Source organism: Aeromicrobium sp. Sec7.5, assembly GCF_036867135.1.
Classification (GTDB): Bacteria; Actinomycetota; Actinomycetes; order Propionibacteriales; family Nocardioidaceae; genus Aeromicrobium.
Genome location: NZ_JBAJIJ010000001.1, coordinates 1,331,146 through 1,353,793 on the forward strand (window position 1 = coordinate 1,331,146; position 22,648 = coordinate 1,353,793).

Genomic DNA, 22,648 nt, shown 5'->3' on the forward strand with positions numbered 1-22,648 from the left:
TGGAGACCAACCATGGAGCTCACGACCGTCTGGTTCGTGCTCATCGCCTTCCTGTGGACCGGCTACCTCGTGCTCGAGGGCTTCGACTTCGGTGTCGGCATGCTGATGCGTCTGCTCGCCCGTGACGAGACGGAGCGACGCGTGCTGCTCAACACGATCGGCCCGGTCTGGGACGGCAACGAGGTGTGGCTCATCGTCGCCGGCGGCGCCACGTTCGCGGCGTTCCCCGAGTGGTACGCCACGTTGTTCAGCGCCTACTACGTGCCGCTGTTCGTCATCCTGGTCGCGTTGATCGTGCGTGCCGTCGGCTTCGAGTACCGGCACAAGCGGTCCGAGCCGGAGTGGAAGCGCCGCTGGGACCACGCGATCGTGTTCGGGTCGGTCGTGCCGGCGGTGCTGTGGGGTGTGGCCCTGGCCGGCATCGTGCACGGCATCCCGCTCGACGCCGACCACGACTTCGTGGGGTCGCTCGCCGATCTCGTGACCCCGTACGCGCTCCTCGGCGGAGTCGTGACGCTGACGGTCTTCATCACGCACGGCGCCTTCTTCATCGCGCTCAAGACCGTCGGCGACATCCGTCACCGGGCCCGCGCCCTCGGCCTGCGCTGGGGCGGGGTCGCCGCGGTCGTCACGCTGGTCTTCGTCACCTGGACCGCCGGACGCGACGGCGACCTGAGCGTCCGGGTCGCCGCCGTGGTCGCCGTCGCCACGTTCCTGGCCGGGCTGGTCGCCGCCCGGGCCGGCCGCGAAGGGTGGGCGTTCACCGGCACGGCGCTCGCGGTCGCCGCGGTCGCCACGATGCTGTTCCTTGCGCTGTTCCCCGACGTCATGCCGTCGACCCTCGGGAGCGGCACGCTCACCACCACGAATGCGGCGTCCACGCCGTACACGCTGGAGATCATGACGTGGGTCGCGGCAGCCTTCACGCCGATCGTGATCGGTTACCAGGCGTGGTCCTACTGGGTGTTCCGCCGTCGCATCGGCGTGCACCACATCCCGGCATGAGCACCGGACACCCGATGGATGAGGTGCGAGCGCGGAACGAGCGAGGCTCGAAGCCCACGCCCACCAAGACCCTTCGAGGCTCGTCGCTGCGCTCCTCGCACCTCAGGGAGCGGGGTGGCACAGCTCCGGTCGACCCGCGCCTGCTGCGCCGGTCGAGTGCCGTGCGGGGGGCGTTGGGCGCGGCGGTCGGTCTCGCGCTGCTGGGCGCCGTCCTCCTGGTCGGCCAGGCGTGGGGGTTCGCCCGGCTCGTCGAGGAGGCCTTCGAGGCCTCGCGGATCGACACGGAGGTGCTCCTGCTCGCCGCCGGGTGCATCGCCGGTAGGGGTCTCGTCGCGTGGGCGACGGCTGCCGTGGCGTCCAGAGCTGCCCTGCGGGTCAGGGCCGAGCTGCGCGCGGCCGTCGTCGCCGACGTCCTCGACCCCCGCCGGCTGGGCCCCCGTCCGTCGTCGGGCCGGATCACCACGCTGCTCGGTCCGGGACTGGAACCGCTCGACGGATACGTCGGCCGCTTCCTGCCGCAGCTCGTCGTGACGGCACTGGTCCCACCCGTGGTGGTCGTGGTCCTGGCGGTCGTCGACCCCCTGTCGGCCGTCATCGTGGGGCTGACGGTGCCGCTCGTGATCGGGTTCCTCGTGCTGGTCGGCCTGGCGACGAAGGACCAGCTCGACGCTCGCTGGGGCGAGCTCGCCCGGCTGGGGCGTCACTTCTCCGACGTCGTCGGCGGGGTCCGCACCCTGTTGGTGCTGGGCAGCCGGCAGGAGCGTGGCCTGGCCGTGGTGGGAGAACGGCACCGACGCGCGACGATGGCGGCCCTGCGCAGCGCCTTCCTGTCCTCGCTCGTGCTCGAGCTCTTCTCCACCTTGTCGATGGCGCTCGTGGCCGTCGCGACCGGGCTCCGCATCGTGCAGGGCGACCTGAGCCTGCAGACCGGCCTGTTCGTGCTGCTGCTCGCGCCGGAGGCCTACCTGCCGGTGCGCCGGCTGGGGTCGCAGTTCCACGACAGCGCCGCCGGGGTCAGCGCGGCGCGCGAGGCGATGGACCTCCTGGACTCACCTCGCCACACCGGGACCGCCGCGCCGACCGCTCGTGCGCAGATCGTCGTGCGCTCGATGAGCGTCACCCGCGACGGTGGATCGACGGTCAGCGTCCCCCGCCTCACGGTCGGTCCCGGGGAGCTCGTCGCGGTCGCCGGTCCGTCCGGGATCGGGAAGTCGACCCTGCTGGAGGTGCTGCTCGGTCTCGTCCCTCCTGACTCCGGGACCGTGACGGTCGCCGGCGTGCCGATCGAGGACCTGGACGTGGTCGCGTGGCACCGACGGGTCGCGTGGGTGCCCCAGGTCCCCGCCGTCCCTGCCGGCACGATCGCCGACGCGGTCCGGCTCGGCACCGCCGGGTCGCGCACGCAGGTGGTCGCGGCGTTGGCGGACGCGGGGGCCGAGGACCTCGATCCCGATCGGGTGGTGCGCGAGGACGCCGGGGACCTGTCGGCAGGGGAGCGCCGGCGCGTCGCGATCGCCCGGGCTCTCCTGCGGGTGCGTCAGGGCGACGTCGACCTGCTGCTCCTCGACGAGCCCACGGCCGGACTCGACGCCGAGCGCGAGGACCGGGTCATGCAGGCCGTGCGCGACCTCGGCGTCACGACCCTCGTGGTCGCGCACCACGCGCGGGTCCTCGAGGCGGCCGACCGGGTCGTGCGGCTGGGTGATACCCGATGAGGCGGCGCCTGCTCCTGGGGGCGGGGCTGGCGGCGACCGCCCAGCTCGCTGCCACGGGCCTGCTCCTGACGTCGGCCTGGCTCATCGTGCGGGCCGCCGAGCAGCCGCCCGTGCTGTACCTCATGGTGGCCATCGTCGGAGTGCGGTTCTTCGGCGTCGGACGCGCTGCGGCGCGGTACGCCGAACGACTCGTCACCCACGACGTCGCGCTGGAGGCGGCGGTCCGCACCCGGGTCGCGGTCTATGCCGCCGTCGCACGACTCGCGCCCCACGGCCTCGGTGGCCGGCGCCACGGCGACGTCGTGCAGCAGGCGGTCGAGGACGTCGACACGGTGGGTGACCGGTTGCTCCGCGTCCGCCTGCCGTGGTGGTCGGCGCTCACGGTCTCGGTCGCCCTGACGGCGGTCGTGGCCTGGCTCGCGCCGTGGGCGGGAGTCGTCGTCGCCGCCCAGGCCGTCGTGACGCTCGTCGCGCTGCGCCTGGTCGTGCCGCGCCGATCCGGAGCCGTCGGTGCGTCGCCGCTCGCGGCGGACGTCACCGAGGCGGCCCGCACCTCGGCCGAGCTGACCGTCCTCGGGGTGGCGGTGGACGCCGTCGCGCGGGCCGAGGCCGAGATCGCCCGCGCCGCTCGCGACGACCGACGCCGTGCGGGCGCCGGCGGTGCAGGGTCGGCGATCGTCCTGGGTCTCGCGGCCGTGGCCTGCGTCGTCGTGGCACTCGTGGTCGCGCCGGCACTCGCCGCCGGGTCCCTGGCGCCGGTCCTCGTCGGGGTCGTGCTGCTCGCGCCGCTGGCCCTCGCCGACGCCCTGGACCCCGTCGCCGAGGCTGAGCGACGTCGCCCCGTCGTCTCGGCTGCCGAGGGCCGGGTGGCGGCCCTCGTCGGGGCCCGGCCCTCGGTGGTGGAGCCGGCCGCGCCGTCCGCCGCGCCGTGTGACACGACGATCGAGCTCGAGGGCGTGACGATCGGCTGGGACCGCGACCTGGTGCGCGGCGTCACCTGGCGGGTCGGACCAGGTGAGGTCGTCGGCGTGAGGGGGCCGAGCGGCAGTGGGAAGAGCACACTGGCGCTCACGCTGGCCCGGATGGTGACTCCCCGCGCCGGCAGGGTGCGCATCGGTGGGGTCGACGTGGCGGACCTGCGCCCCGCGGTCGTGCGGTCCCTGGTGGGGATCCTCGGCCAGGACGAGGCGATCTTCGACACGACAGTGCGTCAGAACCTGCTGATCGCCCAGCCGTCCGCCGACGACCCGAGCCTGCTCGCGGCGATGGCCCGGGCCGGACTGGAGCTCGAGCTGGACCGGACGGTGGGGGAGCGCGGGTCGCGGCTGTCGGGGGGCGAGCGGCAACGACTGGCGCTCGCGCGGCTGCTCCTCGGGGGTCACCGGGTGCTGGTGCTCGACGAGCCGACCGAGCACCTCGACGCCCCCGTGGCGCGTGCGCTCGTCGAGGACGTCCTCCGGCTCGCCCCGGCGCACACCGTCATCCTGGTGTCGCACGACCCTGCCGTCCTGGCGCGCTGCGACACGGTGCTGGATCTGGGCCTCGACCAAGGGCGCCGGAGCGCTCGGGTCGGCGCCGTCGCCTAGGGTGAATCCGTGTCGACCGAGCTGCTGCTGATCATCGCCCTGTCCGCGATCGTCCTGTTCGCGCTCGTCGCGACGCTGCTGATGCGTCGTGGCGACGAGCTGCCGCCCACGGCCGAGTCGGAGCTGGAGACCCGCGAGGAGATCCTGCATCCGGAGGTGCTGGGTAGCGGCGACGAACCGGAGCCCGACGACGACCTTTCGCCGACGGGCCCCGGCACCACGACGCTCGAGCGGCCCGAGTCGCCCGCGGGCCGGCTCGTCCGCCTGCGGTCGCGCCTGGCCCGATCCAACTCGACGCTCGGCAAGGGCCTGCTCGCGATCCTGGGTCGGGCCGACCTCGACCAGGCGGCCTGGGACGAGCTGGAGGAGACGCTGCTCGCGGCCGACGTCGGCACCGGGCCCACGACCGAGCTCGTCGACCGGCTGCGCACGCGACTGCGCGTGGAAGGGTCCACCGACACCGACCGGGCCCGCGCCATCCTGCGCGAAGAGCTCGTGAGCCTCGTGGGCCCCGAGCTCGACCGCAGCCTGCACACCACGGGCGACGAGGGCCACCCCGGGGTCGTCCTGGTCGTCGGCGTCAACGGCACCGGCAAGACCACCACCGTCGGCCGTCTCGCTCGAGTCCTGGTCGCCGACGACCGCCGTGTCGTCCTCGGCGCGGCCGACACGTTCCGGGCCGCCGCGGCCGATCAGCTGCAGACCTGGGGCGACCGAGTGGGCGCGCCGGTCGTGCGCGGCCCTGAGGGCGGCGACCCGGCCAGCGTCGGCTTCGACACCGTCAAGTCCGGCATCGAGACCGGCGCCGACGTCGTCGTGGTCGACACCGCGGGCCGGCTCCACACCAAGTCCGGGCTGATGGACGAGCTCGGCAAGGTCAAGCGGGTCGTCGAGAAGCAGGCTCGCGTCACCGAGGTGCTCCTCGTGATCGACGCCACGACGGGCCAGAACGGCCTCACGCAGGCCCGCGTGTTCAGCGAGGTCGTCGACGTCACGGGCATCGTGCTGACCAAGCTCGACGGCACGGCCAAGGGCGGCATCGTCGTCGCGGTCCAGCGCGAGCTCGGCGTGCCCGTCAAGTTCGTCGGCCTGGGCGAGGGGCCCGACGACCTCGCCCCGTTCGACGCCGAGGAGTTCGTCGACGCGCTGCTCGGGGACTGACCGGTCCGGGCCCACGTCACACGGCTGTAACAGTTCGCGTCCTTGCGCGAAATCTTCGCTTCCTACAGTCGCCACACCGAGGAGACGGAGCAGGTCTCGGGCCGCTCCGTCCTGACCCGATGTGGAAGTAGAGGGATCGATGGACGGCTACTACGCCTTCATGCTGGTCGCGACGGCGCTCGTCATGCTCATGACGGTGCCCGCGCTGGCACTGTTCTACGGCGGCATGTCGCGGGCCAAGTCCGTGCTGAACATGCTGATGATGTCCTACGTCGCCGCAGCCGTGGTCGGTCTCGTCTACGTCCTCTGGGGCTGGTCGATGTCGTTCAGCGAGGACGAACTGCTCGGCGGCCTGTTCGCCAACCCGTTCACCCACTTCGGCCTCAAGGGCGTCGAGTCCGGTGACCTGATCTACGTGTGCTTCCAGATGACGTTCGCGGTCATCACGGCGGCGCTGATCTCGGGCGCGATCGCCGACCGCGTCAAGATGTCGGCCTGGATCGTGTTCCTGCCGATCTGGGTCACGCTCTGCTACTTCCCGCTCGCGCACATGGTCTTCGGCCTGGGCTACCTGCACTCGATCTTCCCGGCGCAGGACTACGCGGGCGGCACCGTGGTGCACATCAACGCCGGCGTCGCCGGCGGCGTGCTCGCGCTGATCATCGGCAAGCGCCTGGGCTTCGGCCGTGAGCCGATGAAGCCGCACAACCTGCCACTGACGATGATCGGCGCAGGTCTGCTCTGGTTCGGCTGGTACGGGTTCAACGTCGGTTCGATCGTCTTCATCGAGGGCGACGGCGGCCCGCTCGACACCGCGCAGTTCATGAGCGAGACGGGCGTGACGTTCCTGAACACCACGATCGCCACGATGGCCGCGCTGCTGGCCTGGCTCGCGGTCGAGAAGCTCCTGCACGGCAAGGCCTCCTCGCTCGGCGCGGCGTCCGGCATCGTCGCCGGCCTCGTCGCGATCACCCCGGCGTGCGGCGCGGTCGAGCCGGTCGGCGCGATCGCGATCGGTGCGATCTCCGGTGCTCTCTGCTCCTGGGCCGTCGGGCTGAAGTACCGCTTCGGCTTCGACGACTCCTTCGACGTCGTGGGTGTCCACCTGGTCGGCGGCATCGTCGGCACGGTCCTGATCGGACTGTTCTCGTCGGCCGCCGCGCCGGGCGGGATCGACGGTCTCCTCTACGGTGGGGGACTGGGATCCCTGGGCGACCAGGCGGGCGCCGCGGGATTCGCGATCGTCTGGACGGGTGTCCTGACGGCACTGATCGCCTTCGCGATCAAGTACACGATCGGATGGCGGATCGACGAGGAGAACGAGGTGGAGGGCATCGACTTCGCCGAGCACGGGGAGTCCGCCTACGACATCGCCACGAACACCGGCAGCTCACACTTCTGAGAATCGGAGCACACCTATGAAGCTCGTGACCGCGGTCATCAAGCCGCACAAGTGGGAAGAGGTCCGCGAGGCCCTCGCATCGGCCGGGGTGGCGGGCATGACCGTCACGGAGGCCAGCGGCTACGGCCAGCAGAAGGGGCACACGGAGGTGTACCGCGGCGCGGAGTACGACGTGTCGCTCGTGCCGAAGATCCGCCTCGAGGTCGTCGTCGACGACGCCGACGTCGACACCGTCGTCGGCACGATCACCTCGGCCGCGCAGACCGGCAAGATCGGCGACGGGAAGGTCTGGGTCATCCCGGTCGACTCCGTCGTCCGGGTGCGTACCGGCGAGACCGACGAGGCCGCGGTCTGACAGCATCGGGCTCGTGAACGCTCTTCCACCACGCGAGGGGCCACCACGCGAGGGGACGCCCCGCGAAGGACTGCGGACGGCACGCCAGGACCGCACCCTCGGCGTCGACCGTCTCGTGCGGTCGACGTACGTCGACCTGGTGCCGTCCGGCGGCGACGCCCGCATCGGCTCCGGCGTGGCGGTCGTCGCGGTCGGTGGGTACGGTCGCGGCGAGCTCACGCCGTTCGGTGACGTCGACATCGTGCTGGTGCACGACGACGACGTCGCGACCGACGAGGTCGCCCGACTCGCCGAAGGCCTCTGGTACCCGCTGTGGGACGCCGGTCTCCGCCTCGACCACGCGGTGCGGTCGGCGCGCGAGATGCGCGAGGCCGCGCGCGGCGACTTCAAGGTCGCGATGGGATGGCTCGACGCCCGGGCCGTGGCGGGCGACTCGGGACTCGTGCTGCGGCTGCGCTCGGAGGTGCTGGCCGACTGGCGTGCAGGAGCGCGGGCCGCGGTCGACGACCTGCGGCACGACCGATCGCGTCGCCAGCAGCGGTCCGGCTGGCTCGCCTACGCCGCCGTTCCGGACCTGAAGGAGTCGGCCGGAGGCCTCCGTGACGCCGTGGTGCTGCGCGCCCTCGTGGCGACGTGGCTCGTCGACGCCCCGCTGGGCGAGGTGGAGTCGCTGCGCAGCGAGCTGCTCGACGTGCGCGACGTGCTGCACGTCGCAGCGGGGCGGGGCACCGACCGACTCGACCCGCAGCTGTCGGTCGACGTCGCTTCGCTGCTCGAGGTGTCGCCGGCGGAGCTCCAGGTCCGGGTGCGGGACGCCGGTCGCCGCCTCGACCACGTGGGTCGTCTCACCTGGCGCCGGCTCGACCAGACGCTCTCCCTCTCGGCGTCCCGGTCGCGGCGTGACCGGGCCCGGACGGTGCAGGTCGCCCCGGGGATCGGACGGGACGGGGACGAGGTCGCCGGTGAGATCGTCCTGACCGGTGGGCCGGGTGCCGTGCGCGAGGGCCTGCTCGCCCTGCGGGCGGCCGCCCTCGCGGCCACCGCCGGGCTCCCGTTGAGTCCCTCCGCCGCAGCGGCGCTGGCGTCGTCGGCCACCGAGGTGGAGTGGGACGAGCGGGCACGACGCGCGCTCATCGACCTCCTGACGGCCGGGCCCGGACTCGTCGACGTCTGGCACGAGCTCGACGTCGCGGGCCTGGTTGAACGGTGGCTGCCCGAGTGGTCGGACATCCGGCTCCGAGGGTCGTCCTCACCGGTCCACCGCTACACGATCGACCGCCACAGCATCGAGACCTGCGTCCTGGCCGGGGCGCAGATGCGTTCGGTCGAGCGGCCCGACCTGCTCGCGCTCGCCTCGCTCCTGCACGACATCGGTAAGGGGCGGCCCGGCGACCACAGCGAGGTCGGGGCGCCGATGGCGCGCGAGATCGTGCTGCGCTGGGGGTTCGCGCCGGAGGACGCCGAGGTCGTCGGCGAGCTCGTCCGGTGGCACTTGCTGCTGCCCACCGTCGCGACGCGCCGCGACATCGAGGATCCCGCCACCGCCGTCAGCGTGGCCGAGATCGTCCGCTCCGAGCGCTTCCTCGACCTCCTCGCGGCGCTGACCCGTGCCGACGGGGCCGCCACCAGCAGCGAGGCTCGGTCGCGCTGGCGTCGCGGACTCATCGACGGCCTGGTCGAGAAGGTCCGGGCCGTGCTGCAGGGCGACACCGACATCGATGCCGAGGCCTACGAGGGATGGCCGGACTCGCAGCCGTTCCCGGACCTGACGACGGGCCGGGGCGCGGGGGACGGCGTGCGGGTCGACGTGGCCGCGCACCACGGAGGCTCGCTCCTGACGATCGTCGCGCCCGACTCGCCCGGACTGCTCGCACGGGTGGCCGGCGCGCTCGCCCTGGCCGGGATCGACCTGCAGTCGCTCCGCACCGTGACCCGTGAGGGCCGCGCGGTCTCGATGTGGGAGACCCCCCGCCCGGACGTCGACCGCAACCTCGTGCTCGAGCGGGTCCGCCGGGTGCTGGCCGGCGACGTCGACCTGGACCTGCGGCTCGACCGGCCCGCGAAGGGCGACGACGACCCGCGCGTCCGCCTCGTCTCCCGGGCCCACCTCACCGCCACGATGCTCGAGGTCCGGGCTCTCGACCGCCGCGGCCTGATCTACCTGGTGGCCCGGGCCGCGCACGCCGCCGGCGCCTCGATCCGGTCGGCCCACGTCAGTACCTATGGCGCCGAGGTGCGTGAGGTCTTCTACCTCGTGGACGGCAGCGGCGACCCGCTCGACCCGACCGCCGCCGACCACGTGCGCGAGGCCGTCGTGTCCGCCCTGGCCTGACCGCCTCGGCTAGGCTGGGCGGGCTGTCCGACGCTTCCCCCCTGTACCTGAGGAACTCCGTGTTCGACTCCTTGCAAGACCGCCTGCAGTCCGCGTTCACCTCGCTGCGCGGCAAGGGCCGGCTCAGCCCGGCCGATATCGACGCGACGGTCCGCGAGATCCGTCTCGCGCTGCTCGACGCCGATGTCGCCGTGCCCGTCGTGCGCGACTTCGTCACGAAGGTCACCGAGCGGGCGAACGGCATCGAGGTCAGCAAGGCGCTCAACCCGGCGCAGCAGGTCATCAAGATCGTCAACGACGAGCTCGTCACGATCCTGGGCGGGGAGACGCGTCGGGTCCGGTTCGCCAAGACGGCCCCGACCGTCATCATGCTGGCGGGCCTGCAGGGCGCGGGCAAGACCACCCTGGCGGGCAAGCTCGGCCGGTGGTTGAAGGACAACGGCCACAGCCCGATGCTGGTCGCCTGCGACCTCCAGCGTCCCAACGCGGTCAACCAGCTCCAGGTCGTCGGCGAGCAGGCCGGCGTCACGGTCTTCGCGCCCGAGCCGGGCAACACGGGCGGTGGTCCCGGGCCCGGGGCGGGAAATGAGTCCGTGGGTGATCCGGTGCAGGTCGCCACGGCCTCGATCGCCGAGGCGCGTCGCACGCTGCACGACGTCGTCGTGGTCGACACCGCCGGCCGGCTGGGCATCGACACCGAGCTGATGAAGCAGGCGTCCGACATCCGCGATGCCGTCGATCCCGACGAGGTCCTGTTCGTCATCGACGCGATGACCGGCCAGGACGCCGTGCAGACGGCCCAGGCGTTCGCTGACGGCGTCGACTTCACGGGTGTGGTCCTGACCAAGCTCGACGGCGACGCCCGCGGCGGTGCCGCGCTCTCGGTGCGCCAGGTCACCGGCCGGCCCATCATGTTCGCGTCGTCGGGCGAGAAGCTCACCGACTTCGACGTGTTCCACCCCGACCGCATGGCCTCGCGCATCCTCGACATGGGCGACGTCATGACGCTCATCGAGCAGGCCGAGAAGGCGTTCGACGCCGACGAGGCGGCCAAGGCCGCCGAGAAGCTCGCCGGCGGCGCCTTCACGCTGACCGACTTCCTGGCGCAGCTCGAGGCCATCGCGAAGATGGGCTCGATGACGAAGATGCTGGGCATGCTGCCCGGCATGGGCCAGTTCAAGGACCAGATCGCGGCGCTCGACGACAGCGAGCTCGACAAGATCAAGGCGATCATCCTCTCGATGACGCCCAAGGAGCGCGAGAACCCCAAGATCATCGACGGCTCCCGCCGTGCGCGCATCGCCAAGGGCTCGGGCCGCCAGGTCAGTGACGTCAACCAGCTCGTCACGCGCTTCTTCGATGCCTCCAAGATGATGCAGCAGATGGCCAAGGGGGGCGGAGTCTCCGGCATGCCGGGGATGCAGGGACTTCCGGGCATGCCCGGCAAGCGGGCCGGCGCCCGGCAGAAGCCGCAGCAGAAGAAGAAGGGCAAGCGCACGTCCGGCAACCCCGCGAAGCGCGCGGCCGAGGCCCAGGGCAAGACCGCTGCTCCGGCCGACGGCGCGGGAGCCTTCGGCTTCGGCCAGGACGCACCCGCCGACTTCGAGCTCCCCAAGGAGCTGCGGGACCTCCTGTAGTGCGCGTCCGCCTTCTCGGCACCGGTGCGGCCGACGGGTGGCCCCAGGCGTTCTGCCGGTGCGCCTCGTGCGGGGCTCAGCGTGAGGACCGGATCCTGCGGGTCCCGACCAGCGCCCTCGTCGACGACGTGCTCCTGATCGACGGCAACGCGGACAGTCCCGGTGCCGCGACCCGTGCGGGCGCCGACCTGGCCGGCGTGCGGCACCTGCTCGTGACGCACGCGCACGTCGACCACCTGGCGCCCCAGCTGCTGCTCTTCCGGTCGTGGGTGAGCCAGGAGCCGATCGACGTCGTGGGCCCGGCAGCGGTCATCGACGCGTGCCGTCCCTGGGTGGCGCCCGACGCGCCGGTGCGGTGGATCGAGGTCGCTGCCGGCGATCACGTCGAGCTGGGTCGCCACCGGGTGCGCGTGCTGCCGGCGAACCACCGGGTCATGGCCGACGGCGACGCGGTGCTCTACGACGTCGAGGACGCGGGCGGCGACCGCCTCCTGTGGGGCTGTGACACGGGGCCGTGGGAGCCCGCCTGGTTCGACGCGGTGCGCGAGGCGGACTTCGACGTCGTGGTGCTGGAACAGACCTTCGGACCGGCGGGCCAGGTCTCGCCGGGCCATCTGCACCTGGACTCGTTCGGTGAGCTCGTGAAGCGCTTGCGCGGGGTGGGGGCCGTGACGGCCTCGACGGACGTCCTGGCCGTCCACCTGAGCCACCACAACCCGCCTGAGTCCGAGCTGGTCGCCCGGCTCGCGGCCATGGGTGCGCGTCCGGCCCGCGACGGTGAGATCGTCACCGGTCGTCCTGCCTGACCGACCGGCCCGGCGTACGGTCGGGTCATGACCGCAGACGACGCCCGACCGTTGATCGTGGCGATGGGCATCTCGGGCACCGGGAAGTCAGCGGTCGGTCGCGCAGTCGCGGACCGGCTCGGACTGCCGTACGCCGACGGCGACGACTACCACCCCCGCTCGAACATCGAGAAGATGTCCGCCGGGAAGCCGTTGACCGACGAGGACCGCTGGCCGTGGCTCGAGCTCGTGGCCACCTGGATCGCCGAGCACGAGGGCGGTGGCGGTGTCATCGCCTGCTCGGCGCTGAAACGCTCCTACCGCGACGTCCTGCGCCGCGGGGCGCCGGACGTGGTCTTCCTCCACCTGGCGGGGGACCACGACCTCATCCAGGAGCGGATGGAGAAGCGCGACCACTTCATGCCGGCGACGCTCCTGGCCTCGCAGGAGAGCACGCTCGAGCCCCTCGAGGACGACGAGCAGGGCTGGGAGCTCGACATCACGCCGTCGATCGAGGAGATCGTCGACGAGTTCGTGACGCGTGCCGGACTGCAGGAGCCGGCCGCCGACCCACCGCGGGAGAGCTGACCCGCTCGAGCGCGTGATCGCCCCGCCGCGGTTCCCGGCGTCGTTGTAGCGTGCAACGGTGCTCGTCCCGCTGCTCCGCCACCACCTCGCGCCGTACCGGACGTCGCTGCTGGTGGTGCTGGTGCTGCAGCTCGCCCAGACCGTGGCGAGCCTCTACCTGCCGAGCCTCAACGCCGACATCATCGACCGCGGTGTCGTCGAGGGCGACACGGACCTGATCTGGCGACTCGGTGGCGTCATGCTGGCGGTGACCCTGGTGCAGGTCGTGGCCACGGTCGCTGCGGTCTACGTCGGCGCCCGGGTGGCGATGGCCCTGGGGCGCGACCTCCGCTCCGCGGTGTTCGACCGGGTCGAGACGTTCGCGGCACGCGAGATGGCCCAGCTCGGTGCCCCGACGCTGATCACCCGGTCCACCGTCGACGTGCAGCAGGTGCAGCTGCTCGGCTTCATGCTGCTGACGATGTTCGTGACCGCGCCGATCATGGCGGTCGGTGGACTCGTCATGGCGCTGCGCGAGGACGTCGTGATGTCCGGCCTGCTCCTGGTCGTGCTGCCGGCCCTCGTCGTGAGCATCGGCCTGATCATCCGCCAGATGCGACCGCTGTTCCGGCTCATGCAGGGTCGCGTCGACCGGATCAACGGCGTGATGCGCGAGCAGATCATGGGCATCCGCGTGATCCGCGCCTTCGTCAAGGAGAACGAGGAGACCGATCGCTTCGCCGACGCGAACCGCGAGTACCGCGACGTCGCCGTCGCTGCCGGCCGGCTGATGTCGCTGATGTTCCCCACCGTGATGCTGGTCATGAACCTGTCGGTCGCCCTCGCGACGTGGCTCGGCGGCTACCGGATCGGCACCGGCGACCTGCAGGTGGGCACGCTCACGGCCTTCCAGAACTACCTGGTGCTCATCCTGATGTCGGTCATGATGGCGACCTTCATCTTCATGCTCTGGCCCCGGGCCGAGGTGTCGGCCGAGCGCATCACCGAGGTCCTGGAGACGGAGCCGAGCGTCGTCGCCCCACCGGACGCCGTGCCCGTGACCCTCACGCGCGGACACGTCGACCTGCGTGGTGCCTCGTTCGCCTACCCCGGCGCCGAGCAGGACGTGCTGCACGACGTCGACCTCGTGGCCCGTCCCGGCGAGACCACCGCGATCATCGGATCGACCGGCAGCGGCAAGACCACCCTGCTCGGCCTGCTCGCCCGCCTCTTCGACGCCACCGGAGGCACGGTCGAGATCGACGGCCGGGACGTGCGCACGCTGCGTCCCGAGGACGTCTGGGCCGCGATCGGCCTCGTGCCGCAGAAGCCCATGCTGTTCTCGGGCACGATCGCCTCCAACCTGCGGTACGGCCGGCCGGACGCGACCGACGAGGAGCTGTGGCACGCGCTCGACGTGGCGCAGGCCCGTGACTTCGTCGAGCGGCGCCCCGAGGGCCTGCAGACCCCCATCTCCCAGGGCGGCTCGAACGTCTCCGGCGGACAGCGCCAGCGGCTCGCGATCGCGCGCGCCGTCGTGAAGCGTCCCGCGATCTACCTGTTCGACGACTCGTTCTCGGCCCTCGACTTCTCCACGGACGCGGCACTGCGCGCTGCCCTGCGACCCGAGACCGCCGACGCGGCGGTGCTGGTGGTCGCCCAGCGGGTCAGCACCATCCGCCAGGCCGACCGGATCGTGGTGCTCGACGAGGGGCGCGTGGCCGGCACCGGCACGCACACCGAGCTCATGGCGTCGTGCACGGTCTACCGCGAGATCGTGCTCTCCCAGCTGACCGAGGAGGAGGCGTCATGAGCAACCGGCAGCCGGCGCCCCCCATGCGCGGACCTGGTGCCGGCATGGCGCCGCCCGTGCAGAAGGCCACGCAGTTCGGTCCGACGTTCCAGCGGCTGCTCGGTCGCCTGCTCCGCAACCGCATGGCGGCCGGATCGATCCTGGCCTTCGGCGTCGTGGGCACGGCGCTCTCGGTCATCGGACCACGCGTGCTGGGCCACGCGACCGACATCGTCTTCACCGGGTACCTGTCGAGCCAGTTCCCGGCGGGGTCCAGCAAGTCCGAGGTCGTGGCGTCCCTGCGGGCCGAGGGCAACGACCAGCTCGCCTCCCTGGTGGGCTCGGTCGACCTCCGGCCCGGCGAGGGCGTCGACCACGGGGCGCTCGCCCTGGTGCTGATCGCGGTGATGGTGCTCCACACGATCGGCGCGTGGTTCATGTACCTGCAGGGCCGCACCACGACCACGGTCGTGCAGCACATGGTGGCCGACCTGCGCGACGAGGTCGAGGCGAAGCTGCACCGCGTGCCCCTGGCCTACCTCGACCGGTCCGAGCGCGGCGAGATCCTGTCGCGCACCACGAACGACATCGACAACGTGGCGCAGTCCCTGCAGCAGGCGATCTCGCAGTTCCTGGGCAGCCTGCTCATGATGCTCGGCACGCTCGGGATGATGCTGCTGATCTCGCCGGCACTCGCCCTCGTGGCGATCGTGACCATCCCGGTCGTGGCCGTCGTCATGCGGTTCGTCGCGAAGCGGTCGCAGCCGCACTTCGTCGCCCAGTGGGGCGCGACCGGTCGCTTGAACGGGCACGTCGAGGAGGTCTTCACCGGCCACGACGTGGTGAAGGTCTTCGGCCGCCAGGCCGAGGCGCGTGAGACCTTCCGCCAGCACAACGACGACCTGTTCAATGCCGCGTTCCGGGCCCAGTTCCTCAGCGGAGCGCTGCAACCGCTGATGATGTTCGTGTCCAACCTCAACTACGTGCTGGTCGCCGTCGTCGGCGGGCTCCGGGTCGCCTCCGGCCAGCTCAGCATCGGCGAGGTCCAGGCGTTCATCCAGTACTCCCGCCAGTTCACCCAGCCGCTGGCCCAGATCGCGGCGCTCGTGAACCTCGTCCAGTCCGGTGTCGCGTCGGCGGAGCGCGTCTTCGAGCTCCTCGACGAGGCGGAGGAGTCCGCGGAGCCGCTGGACGCCCCGTTCCCGTCTCCCGTGCGGGGCCGCGTGTCCTTCGAGGACGTTGCCTTCGCCTACAGCCCCGACGAGCCCCTCATCGCGGGTCTCGACCTGGCGGCCGAACCGGGCGAGACCGTGGCGATCGTGGGCCCCACGGGCGCCGGGAAGACGACCCTCGCTAACCTCCTCCTGCGCTTCTACGAGCTCGACGGGGGACGCATCACGCTCGACGGGGTGGACATCGCCCAGATGGATCGGCACGCCCTGCGCGACCAGTTCGGCGTGGTGCTGCAGGACACCTGGCTGTTTGCCGGCACGATCCGCGAGAACATCGCCTACGGCGCTGACGACCCCAGCGACGAGGACGTCGTGCGCGCGGCGGAGGCGGCCTCGGTCGACCACTTCGTGCGCACGCTGCCGGGCGGCTACGACACCCACATCGACGACCTGGGGTCCAACATCAGCGCCGGTCAGCGGCAGCTGCTCACGATCGCCCGCGCCTTCCTCGCCGATCCGTCGATCCTGGTCCTCGACGAGGCCACGAGCTCGGTCGACACCCGCACCGAGGCCCTCGTGCAGACGGCGATGGCGCGTCTTCGGTCCGGCCGCACCAGCTTCGTCATCGCGCACCGCCTCTCGACGATCCGCGACTCCGACCACATCGTCGTCATGACCGACGGCCGCATCGTGGAGCAGGGCACGCACGACTCGCTGCGTGCGGCGGGCGGCGCGTACGAGCGGCTCTACGCCGCCCAGTTCGCGGCGCCGGTGGAGGGCTGACGGTCCTCTCTCCCGAGGTCTCACCGCCTGGGTGGCGAGTGACAAGCGGCATGGACCAGGAAGCTGCCCCTCCCGCGTCAACCAGGTGGGCGGTGAGTGTTCCACCCTTGTCCGCTCGGGCGGTGAGTCATCCACGGTATGAGCGTTCGTGCGGTGGATGAGTCACCGTTCTGGGTGGAACACTCACCGCCCCCTGACCTTCAGCCCTGGAGGAACCCCGCCACCCGGTCCTTCGGTCGGCCGATGACGGCCCGCTCGCCGCGCACGAGCACGGGCCGCTCCATGAGCCTGGGGTGCGTGACGAGCAGGTCCGCGACCTCGTCGGCCGTCGTGTAGTCAGCGGCGTCCAACCCCCGGTCCCGGAAGAAGGAGTCCTTGCGGACGAGGTCGGCGGGGGAGTCCTCGAGCTTCGCCAGGAGGGCCAGCAGCTCCTCCCGCGCCAGCGGCGCCTTGAGGTACTGGACGACCTCGACGGCGACACCGAGGTCCTCGGCGACCGTCAACGCGTGGCGGGACGTGGAGCACTGGGCGTGGTGCAGGACGGTGACGTCGCTCATGGGCGTCACTGTGGCAGATACCGGCCGGAGCGTGGCGAGTTGGAGGCGTTCGCGCGTACGTGGCACAATGTCGCCTTGTGTCCGACGGACGGTGAGGACCCTCTCACCCGCACCGACCGCGGCCCCAGACCCATCCGGCGCGTGTCCCCACCCGTTGCCGGTACGTCATCTCGTTCCGAGCATCAAGGAGACACCACAACCGTGGCCGTCAAGATTCGCCTCAAGCGGATGGGCAAGATCCGCGCACCGTTCTACCGCATCGTCATCGCCGACTCGCGCACCAAGCGCGACGGTCGCGTGATCGAGGAGATCGGTACCTACAACCCCAAGACCGAGCCGTCGACGATCCACGTCGACTCGGAGCGGGCCCAGTACTGGCTCGGCGTCGGCGCGCAGCCGACCGAGTCGGTCGCCGCGATCCTCAAGGTCACCGGTGACATCGGTGGCACCTCCACCCTCAAGACGCCCGAGCCGAAGGCCGACAAGGCCATCGCGTTCGACGCCGCGCTGAAGGAGCTGCACGCCGAGCCGAAGGCCAAGGCGACGACCGAGAAGAAGGCGTCGAAGAAGGCCGACACCAAGGCCGACACCAAGGCCGACGACGTGGCTGAGGAGCCCAAGGCCGAGGAGACGCCCGCCGAGGCCGCTCCCGCCGAGGAGCCCAAGGCCGACGAGAAGCCTGCCGACGAGAAGCCGGCCGAGGCCTGAGCATGGCTGCGCCCACCGTGGAGCTGATCGAGCACCTCGTCTCCGGCATCGTCGCCCATCCCGACGACGTCGACGTCCGTGCCAAGCAGACGCGTCGCGGTGACCTGTTCGAGGTTCGCGTCAACGCCGAGGACCTGGGCAAGGTCATCGGACGCCAGGGCCGCACGGCCGCGGCGATCCGAACCGTGGCGGCCGCGGTCGCCGGCGACGCGGCGCGCATCGACTTCGTCGATGTCGACCGTCGTCGCTGAGACGGCGTGACGGACGTGGGGCGATGACCGTCAAGGTCGTCGTCGGTCGCATCGGCCGGGCCCACGGCATCCGTGGTGAGCTGGCCGTCGAGGTCCGCACGGACGAGCCCGAGCGCAGGTATGCGCCGGGCTCGTCCGTCGTCTGTTCCGGCGGGCGCTCCCTCACGGTGGCGGCCACGCGCCAGCAGGGCACCAAGTTCGTGGTGCGCTTCGCCGAGGTCCCCGACCGCAACGCGGCCGAGACCCTGCACGGTCAGGTGCTCGAGGCCGAGGTCGATCCGGCCGAGCTGGCCGGCGACGACGCGTACTACGACCGCCAGCTCACGGGCCTGGAGGTCCGGGTCGCCGGCGCCGTCGTGGGCTCGGTCGCCCGGGTCGACCACCTGCCGGCCCAGGACCTGCTCGTCATCACGACCCCGGCCGGCGAGCTGCTCGTGCCGTTCGTCGAGGCGCTCGTGCCGGAGGTCGACCTCGACGCCGGGTACCTCACGGTCGTCGACCTCCCCGGTCTGATCGACCCCGACGCGGCCGAGGTCGTGCGGGGCGACGAGTCCTGATGCGCATCGACGTCGTCACGATCTTCCCCGACTACCTCGCGCCGCTCGACCTGTCACTGCCGGGCAAGGCCCGGCAGAACGGTCTGCTCGAGCTGGGGGTCCACGACCTGCGGCAGTGGACCACCGACCGGCACCACACCGTCGACGACACCCCGTACGGCGGGGGAGCGGGCATGGTCATGAAGCCCGAGCCGTGGGGTCAGGCGCTCGAGGCTGTCGCGAGTGACGACTGCGTCGTCCTGGTCCCCACCCCCTCCGGTCTGCCGTTCCGCCAGGCCGACGCGGCCAGGCTCGCCGGCGAGCAGCACCTCGTGCTCGCGTGCGGCCGGTACGAGGGGATCGACCAGCGAGTCATCGACGAGGCCGGCAGCCGCTGGCGCGTCGAGGAGGTCTCGCTCGGCGACTTCGTGCTCAACGGGGGAGAGGTGGCCGCCCTGGCCGTGATCGAGGCCGTCGTGCGCCTGCTCCCCGGCTTCATGGGCAACCCCGAGTCCATCGTCGAGGAGTCGCACGGCGCCGACGGGCTGCTGGAGTACCCCGTCTACACCAAGCCGGCCTCGTGGCGTGGCCGCGACGTCCCGGACGTCCTGCTGTCCGGTCACCACGGGCAGATCGCCGCGTGGCGCCGCGAGCAGTCGCTCGAGCGCACGCGCCTGCGGCGCCCCGACCTCCTGCCGGAGTAGTCCGGGGCGCGCGTGTTACCTCCTGTTCACATGATCGGCGATGTCGTAACGCTGCCGTGATGCTGAGGCAAGCCTGAGGGAATCTCGCGCCGCCAGACTGACGGCGCAGTGAGTGGCAGCAACGACGCTGCCCTGACGATGGCTCTCCCCCAACAGGCAAATGAGGTTGAAATGTCAGTCGATCTTTCCTGGCAGCTGATCTGCACGGCTCTCGTGCTCTTTATGACACCAGGGCTCGCGTTCTTCTACGGCGGACTGGTCAAGGCCAAGTCCGTGGTGTCGATGATGATGCTGAGCTTCGGCTCGATCGCCGTGGTCACGGTCCTCTACGTGCTCTACGGCGGCACCGGCATCGCCGGCAACGGCACGAGCGGAGGCAGCGAGTACTTCGGCAACCCGTTCGAGGACTTCGGCATGACCGACCTGGTGACGTCGGCCGGCACCGGCGACGCCGGCAACCTCTTCGGTGGTCACGCCTTCCTCGTCGCGTTCTGCATCATCACGGTGGCCCTCGTCTCGGGTGCCGTCGCCGATCGTGCGCGCTTCTGGCCCTGGATGCTCTTCGCGGCCCTGTTCTCGACCTTCGTCGTGTTCCCGACGTTCCGCTGGCTCTTCGGTGTCGACGCCGACGGCGAGTTCTACGGCTGGCTCGCGAACGACGTCTTCGGCTTCGGCGCTGCGCTCGACTGGGCCGGCGGCACGATCATCCACCAGTCCGCGGGTGCTGCTGCCCTGGCGCTGGCCCTGGTGCTCGGCAAGCGCAAGGTCGGCTTCTCCAAGGAGGAGTCGAAGCCGCACAACGTGCCGCTCGTGCTCATCGGTGCCGCGATCCTGTGGTTCGGCTGGTTCGGCTTCAACACCGGTGTCTACGGCGCCGACGAGGGCCAGACCTCGCTGATCTTCTTCAACACGCTGATCACCCCGGCCGCCGCGCTGATCGGCTGGATCGTCGTCGAGACCTTCCGTGACGGCAAGGCCACCGCGGTCGGTGCCGCCTCGGGCGTCGTGACCGGCCTGGTCGCCATCACGCCGGCCTGCGCCTTCGTCACGCCGGTCTGGGCCCTCGTGCTCGGCGTCGTCTCGGGTGTCGTCTGCGCCCTCGCGGTCGACCTGAAGTTCAAGTTCGGCTTCGACGACACGCTCGACGTCGTCGGCATCCACCTGGTCGCCGGCTTCATCGGTTGTGTCTACATCGGCTTCTTCGGCTCGGAGACGCTGACCGGAGGCAGCCTGGTGTTCGGCGGCGAGACCGACCTGCTGATCGCGCAGATCCTCTCCTCGCTCACGATCATCGTGTTCTCGTTCGTCGTCGCCTACATCATCGGCTTCGCGATCGAGAAGACGATCGGCTTCCGCGCCAAGGAGGAGGACGAGATCGCCGGCATCGACACGGTGCTGCACGGCGAGGGCTACGCCTTCGACTGACCTCCCACACACCTGCTCGGGCTCGGGCCCGATCTGGATCAGGAACGCCCGCCGGATACGCTCCGGCGGGCGTTCCGCTGTGTCGCGCCACTCGTCCCTCGCGGCACCACCGGCTCGCCCCTCACCGGTGCCGGGCTTCGCCCGGGCGCCTGCCTCGCCTGCGGCTCGGCTCGTGGATCTGGCGGCGCCCGATTTCCTCGGGAACCGAGGCGTGTGGCAACATTGACCCTCGGCGTGGTCGCCTCTGCCTCAGGGGTAGCGACCACTCTCGCCGAACTCCCTTCCGCCGACGCGGTGGAAGGAGACCATTCTTCTGACCGTCCGTCGGTGACCTGTGGCACCAGCGAGGAGCACACCATGACCAACATCGTCGACCAGGTCGCAGCGGAGTCCCGCCGCGACGACCTCCCCGACTTCCGCGCCGGCGACACCCTCAAGGTGCACGTCAAGGTCGTCGAGGGCAACCGCTCCCGCATCCAGGTCTTCCAGGGCGTCTGCATCAAGGTGCAGGGCTCGGGCATCGGCCGCACCTTCACGGTCCGCAAGGTCAGCTTCGGTGTCGGCGTCGAGCGCACCTTCCCGCTGCACACCCCGATCATCGACCACATCGAGGTCGCCACGCGCGGTGACGTGCGTCGCGCCAAGCTCTACTACCTCCGCAACCTCCGTGGCAAGGCCGCGAAGATCAAGGAGAAGCGCGACATCTGATCGCGCGAGGAACGAGTGTCACGGGGCGGGCCTTCGGCCCGCCCCGTTACGCTTCCCCGGTGGCCACGAGCAAAGAACCCCGCCAGAAGCGCGGACTGCCGATCTGGCAGGAGTCGTTGCTCCTGGTCGTGATCGCGACCGTGATGGCGATCGTGGTCAAGTCCTTCTTCCTGCAGGCCTTCTACATCCCCTCGGAGTCGATGCAGCCGACGCTGCTCGTCAACGACAAGCTGCTCGTCCAGAAGGTCTCGCTGTGGACGGGTGAGCCCGACCGCGGCGACATCGTCGTGTTCGAGGATCCGGGCGGCTGGCTCGGGGTGCAGGGCGACACGGTCGACCCGAACATCTTCCAGAAGACGCTCGAGACGATCGGGCTCTTCCCGACCGGCAACCACCTCATCAAGCGGGTCGTGGGGGTCGGTGGCGACCACGTCCAGTGCTGTGACGGCAGCGGGCGCCTGGTCGTCAACGGTGAGCCGATCGACGAGCCGTACGTCCTCGACCCGACCGTGATCCGCAACCGCGAGTTCGACGTCATCGTCAAGGACGGCTACCTCTGGGTCATGGGCGACAACCGCGACAACTCCGCCGACTCCGTGGCCCACCTGGGTGACCCCGGTGGCGGGCAGGTCCGGCTCGAGAGCGTCGTGGGCATCGCCTGGGTCCGGGTCTGGCCCCTCAACCGCCTCGGCGGCCTGGGGGAGGTCGACGCGTTCGACGACGTCCCCGACTCGCCTCCCAGCTGAGTCGCGGGCCATGACGACACGACTGCCCGGGCGCACGATCCGTCGTGACGCCGGCCTGTACGGGTACCAGCGGGCCCTCGAGCGACGAGGACTCACACCGGTCGCCGGCGTCGACGAGGCGGGACGCGGAGCGTCGGCCGGCCCCCTGGTGGCGGCCGCCGTCGTGCTCGACCGGGAGATCCCCGGGCTGGCCGACTCCAAGCTGCTCACCGCAGCGCGACGCGAGCGGTGCTTCGACGTCGTCATGGAGCGGGCCGTCGCGGTCGACGTCGTCGTCATCAGCCCGCAGGACTGTGACCGCATGGGCATCCAGCGGGCCAACATCGAGGCGCTGCGCCGCGCCCTCGCCCGGCTCGCCGTGCGACCCGGTTACGTCCTGACCGACGGGTTTCCCGTCGACGGGCTCGGGGTCCCGGGACTCGCGATGTGGAAGGGCGACCGGGTCGCGGCCTCGATCGCCGCCGCGTCCGTCGTCGCCAAGGTCACCCGCGACGCGTTGATGGTCGACCTCCACGATCGATACCCCCACTACGACTTCGCGACCCACAAGGGGTACTCCACCGCCGCGCACGAGCAGGCCCTGCGGCAGCATGGACCCTGCCCGGAGCACCGGCGCACCTGGGCCAACGTGCGTGCCGTCATGGCGGGCGCGACCAACCACGACGAGCGGAGCGACCGATGAGCACCGAGCGGAGCGACCGATGAGCACCGAGCGGAGCGA

General features: G+C 71.2%; 21 protein-coding genes. 20 read left to right on the top strand and 1 reads right to left on the bottom strand.

The genetic code is table 11. The features are described from left to right. The first annotated feature begins 12 nt into the window (after window positions 1-12). The 12 genes from cydB to V6S66_RS06735 all read left to right on the top strand — a co-directional run bounded on the left by cydB (window position 13) and on the right by V6S66_RS06735 (window position 16,292). Window positions 13-1,005, top strand: coding sequence for a cytochrome d ubiquinol oxidase subunit II (gene cydB / locus V6S66_RS06680; RefSeq protein WP_334205964.1), 993 nt, complete (start codon window positions 13-15; stop codon window positions 1,003-1,005). Further along, window positions 1,002-2,720 (top strand): thiol reductant ABC exporter subunit CydD, encoded by a 1,719-nt coding sequence (cydD, locus tag V6S66_RS06685; RefSeq protein WP_334205965.1) that lies wholly within the window; start codon window positions 1,002-1,004, stop codon window positions 2,718-2,720. Before cydB ends, cydD begins: the two co-directional genes overlap by 4 nt. Then, window positions 2,717-4,306, top strand: a complete 1,590-nt coding sequence (gene cydC / locus V6S66_RS06690) for a thiol reductant ABC exporter subunit CydC (protein WP_334205966.1) — start codon at window positions 2,717-2,719, stop codon at window positions 4,304-4,306. The genes cydD and cydC overlap by 4 nt, the downstream gene beginning before the upstream one ends. 9 nt (window positions 4,307-4,315) lie before the next feature. Further along, entirely contained in the window at window positions 4,316-5,467 is a 1,152-nt protein-coding gene (ftsY, locus tag V6S66_RS06695) for a signal recognition particle-docking protein FtsY (protein ID WP_334205967.1), read from the top strand. A 139-nt stretch (window positions 5,468-5,606) separates the two neighbouring features. Further along, window positions 5,607-6,869: an ammonium transporter gene (locus V6S66_RS06700; protein WP_334205968.1), complete on the top strand. Its 1,263-nt coding sequence runs from the start codon at window positions 5,607-5,609 to the stop codon at window positions 6,867-6,869. Window positions 6,870-6,885: 16 nt separating this feature from the next. Next, window positions 6,886-7,224 carry a P-II family nitrogen regulator gene (locus V6S66_RS06705; protein ID WP_334205969.1) on the top strand — a complete coding sequence of 113 codons (339 nt, stop codon included), beginning with the start codon at window positions 6,886-6,888 and terminating at the stop codon, window positions 7,222-7,224. A 13-nt stretch (window positions 7,225-7,237) separates the two neighbouring features. Next, window positions 7,238-9,556 carry a [protein-PII] uridylyltransferase gene (locus V6S66_RS06710; RefSeq protein ID WP_334205970.1) on the top strand — a complete coding sequence of 773 codons (2,319 nt, stop codon included), beginning with the start codon at window positions 7,238-7,240 and terminating at the stop codon, window positions 9,554-9,556. Window positions 9,557-9,615: 59 nt separating this feature from the next. Beyond that, window positions 9,616-11,193, top strand: coding sequence for a signal recognition particle protein (gene ffh, locus V6S66_RS06715; protein ID WP_334205971.1), 1,578 nt, complete (start codon window positions 9,616-9,618; stop codon window positions 11,191-11,193). Then, entirely contained in the window at window positions 11,193-11,999 is an 807-nt protein-coding gene (locus V6S66_RS06720) for an MBL fold metallo-hydrolase (protein ID WP_334205972.1), read from the top strand. Before ffh ends, V6S66_RS06720 begins: the two co-directional genes overlap by 1 nt. A gap of 27 nt (window positions 12,000-12,026) precedes the next feature. Further along, window positions 12,027-12,566 carry a gluconokinase gene (locus V6S66_RS06725; RefSeq protein ID WP_334205973.1) on the top strand — a complete coding sequence of 180 codons (540 nt, stop codon included), beginning with the start codon at window positions 12,027-12,029 and terminating at the stop codon, window positions 12,564-12,566. 58 nt (window positions 12,567-12,624) lie between these two features. Then, complete coding sequence (locus V6S66_RS06730; RefSeq protein WP_334205974.1) at window positions 12,625-14,358, top strand: ABC transporter ATP-binding protein; 1,734 nt, start codon at window positions 12,625-12,627, stop codon at window positions 14,356-14,358. After that, a complete protein-coding gene (locus V6S66_RS06735) occupies window positions 14,355-16,292 on the top strand; it encodes an ABC transporter ATP-binding protein (RefSeq protein ID WP_334205975.1) in 1,938 nt (645 codons plus the stop codon). Before V6S66_RS06730 ends, V6S66_RS06735 begins: the two co-directional genes overlap by 4 nt. A 200-nt stretch (window positions 16,293-16,492) precedes the next feature. Here the strand turns inward: V6S66_RS06735 and V6S66_RS06740 are convergent, their stop codons facing one another. Continuing rightward, window positions 16,493-16,849, bottom strand: a complete 357-nt coding sequence (locus V6S66_RS06740; RefSeq protein ID WP_334205976.1) for an ArsC/Spx/MgsR family protein — start codon at window positions 16,847-16,849, stop codon at window positions 16,493-16,495. Window positions 16,850-17,050: 201 nt separating this feature from the next. On the opposite strand from V6S66_RS06740, the gene rpsP reads away from it, so the two are divergent. The 8 genes from rpsP (at window position 17,051) to V6S66_RS06780 (ending at window position 22,609) form a co-directional block, all read left to right on the top strand. Further along, entirely contained in the window at window positions 17,051-17,557 is a 507-nt protein-coding gene (gene rpsP, locus V6S66_RS06745) for a 30S ribosomal protein S16 (protein WP_334205977.1), read from the top strand. 2 nt (window positions 17,558-17,559) lie between these two features. Next, on the top strand, window positions 17,560-17,808 hold the full coding sequence (locus V6S66_RS06750; protein WP_334205978.1) for an RNA-binding protein: 249 nt from the start codon (window positions 17,560-17,562) through the stop codon (window positions 17,806-17,808). A gap of 23 nt (window positions 17,809-17,831) precedes the next feature. Then, window positions 17,832-18,365 (top strand): ribosome maturation factor RimM, encoded by a 534-nt coding sequence (gene rimM / locus V6S66_RS06755; protein WP_334205979.1) that lies wholly within the window; start codon window positions 17,832-17,834, stop codon window positions 18,363-18,365. After that, entirely contained in the window at window positions 18,365-19,048 is a 684-nt protein-coding gene (trmD, locus tag V6S66_RS06760; RefSeq protein ID WP_334205980.1) for a tRNA (guanosine(37)-N1)-methyltransferase TrmD, read from the top strand. Before rimM ends, trmD begins: the two co-directional genes overlap by 1 nt. Window positions 19,049-19,219: 171 nt before the next feature. Further along, entirely contained in the window at window positions 19,220-20,473 is a 1,254-nt protein-coding gene (locus tag V6S66_RS06765; RefSeq protein WP_334205981.1) for an ammonium transporter, read from the top strand. A 357-nt stretch (window positions 20,474-20,830) separates the two neighbouring features. Then, window positions 20,831-21,181, top strand: a complete 351-nt coding sequence (rplS, locus tag V6S66_RS06770) for a 50S ribosomal protein L19 (RefSeq protein ID WP_334205982.1) — start codon at window positions 20,831-20,833, stop codon at window positions 21,179-21,181. A 59-nt stretch (window positions 21,182-21,240) separates the two neighbouring features. Beyond that, the gene (lepB, locus tag V6S66_RS06775; RefSeq protein ID WP_334205983.1) at window positions 21,241-21,927 is read left to right on the top strand and encodes a signal peptidase I; all 687 of its coding nucleotides are present in this window, start codon (window positions 21,241-21,243) and stop codon (window positions 21,925-21,927) included. A 10-nt stretch (window positions 21,928-21,937) separates the two neighbouring features. Further along, window positions 21,938-22,609 carry a ribonuclease HII gene (locus tag V6S66_RS06780; RefSeq protein WP_334205984.1) on the top strand — a complete coding sequence of 224 codons (672 nt, stop codon included), beginning with the start codon at window positions 21,938-21,940 and terminating at the stop codon, window positions 22,607-22,609. The last annotated feature ends 39 nt before the right edge of the window (window positions 22,610-22,648 follow it).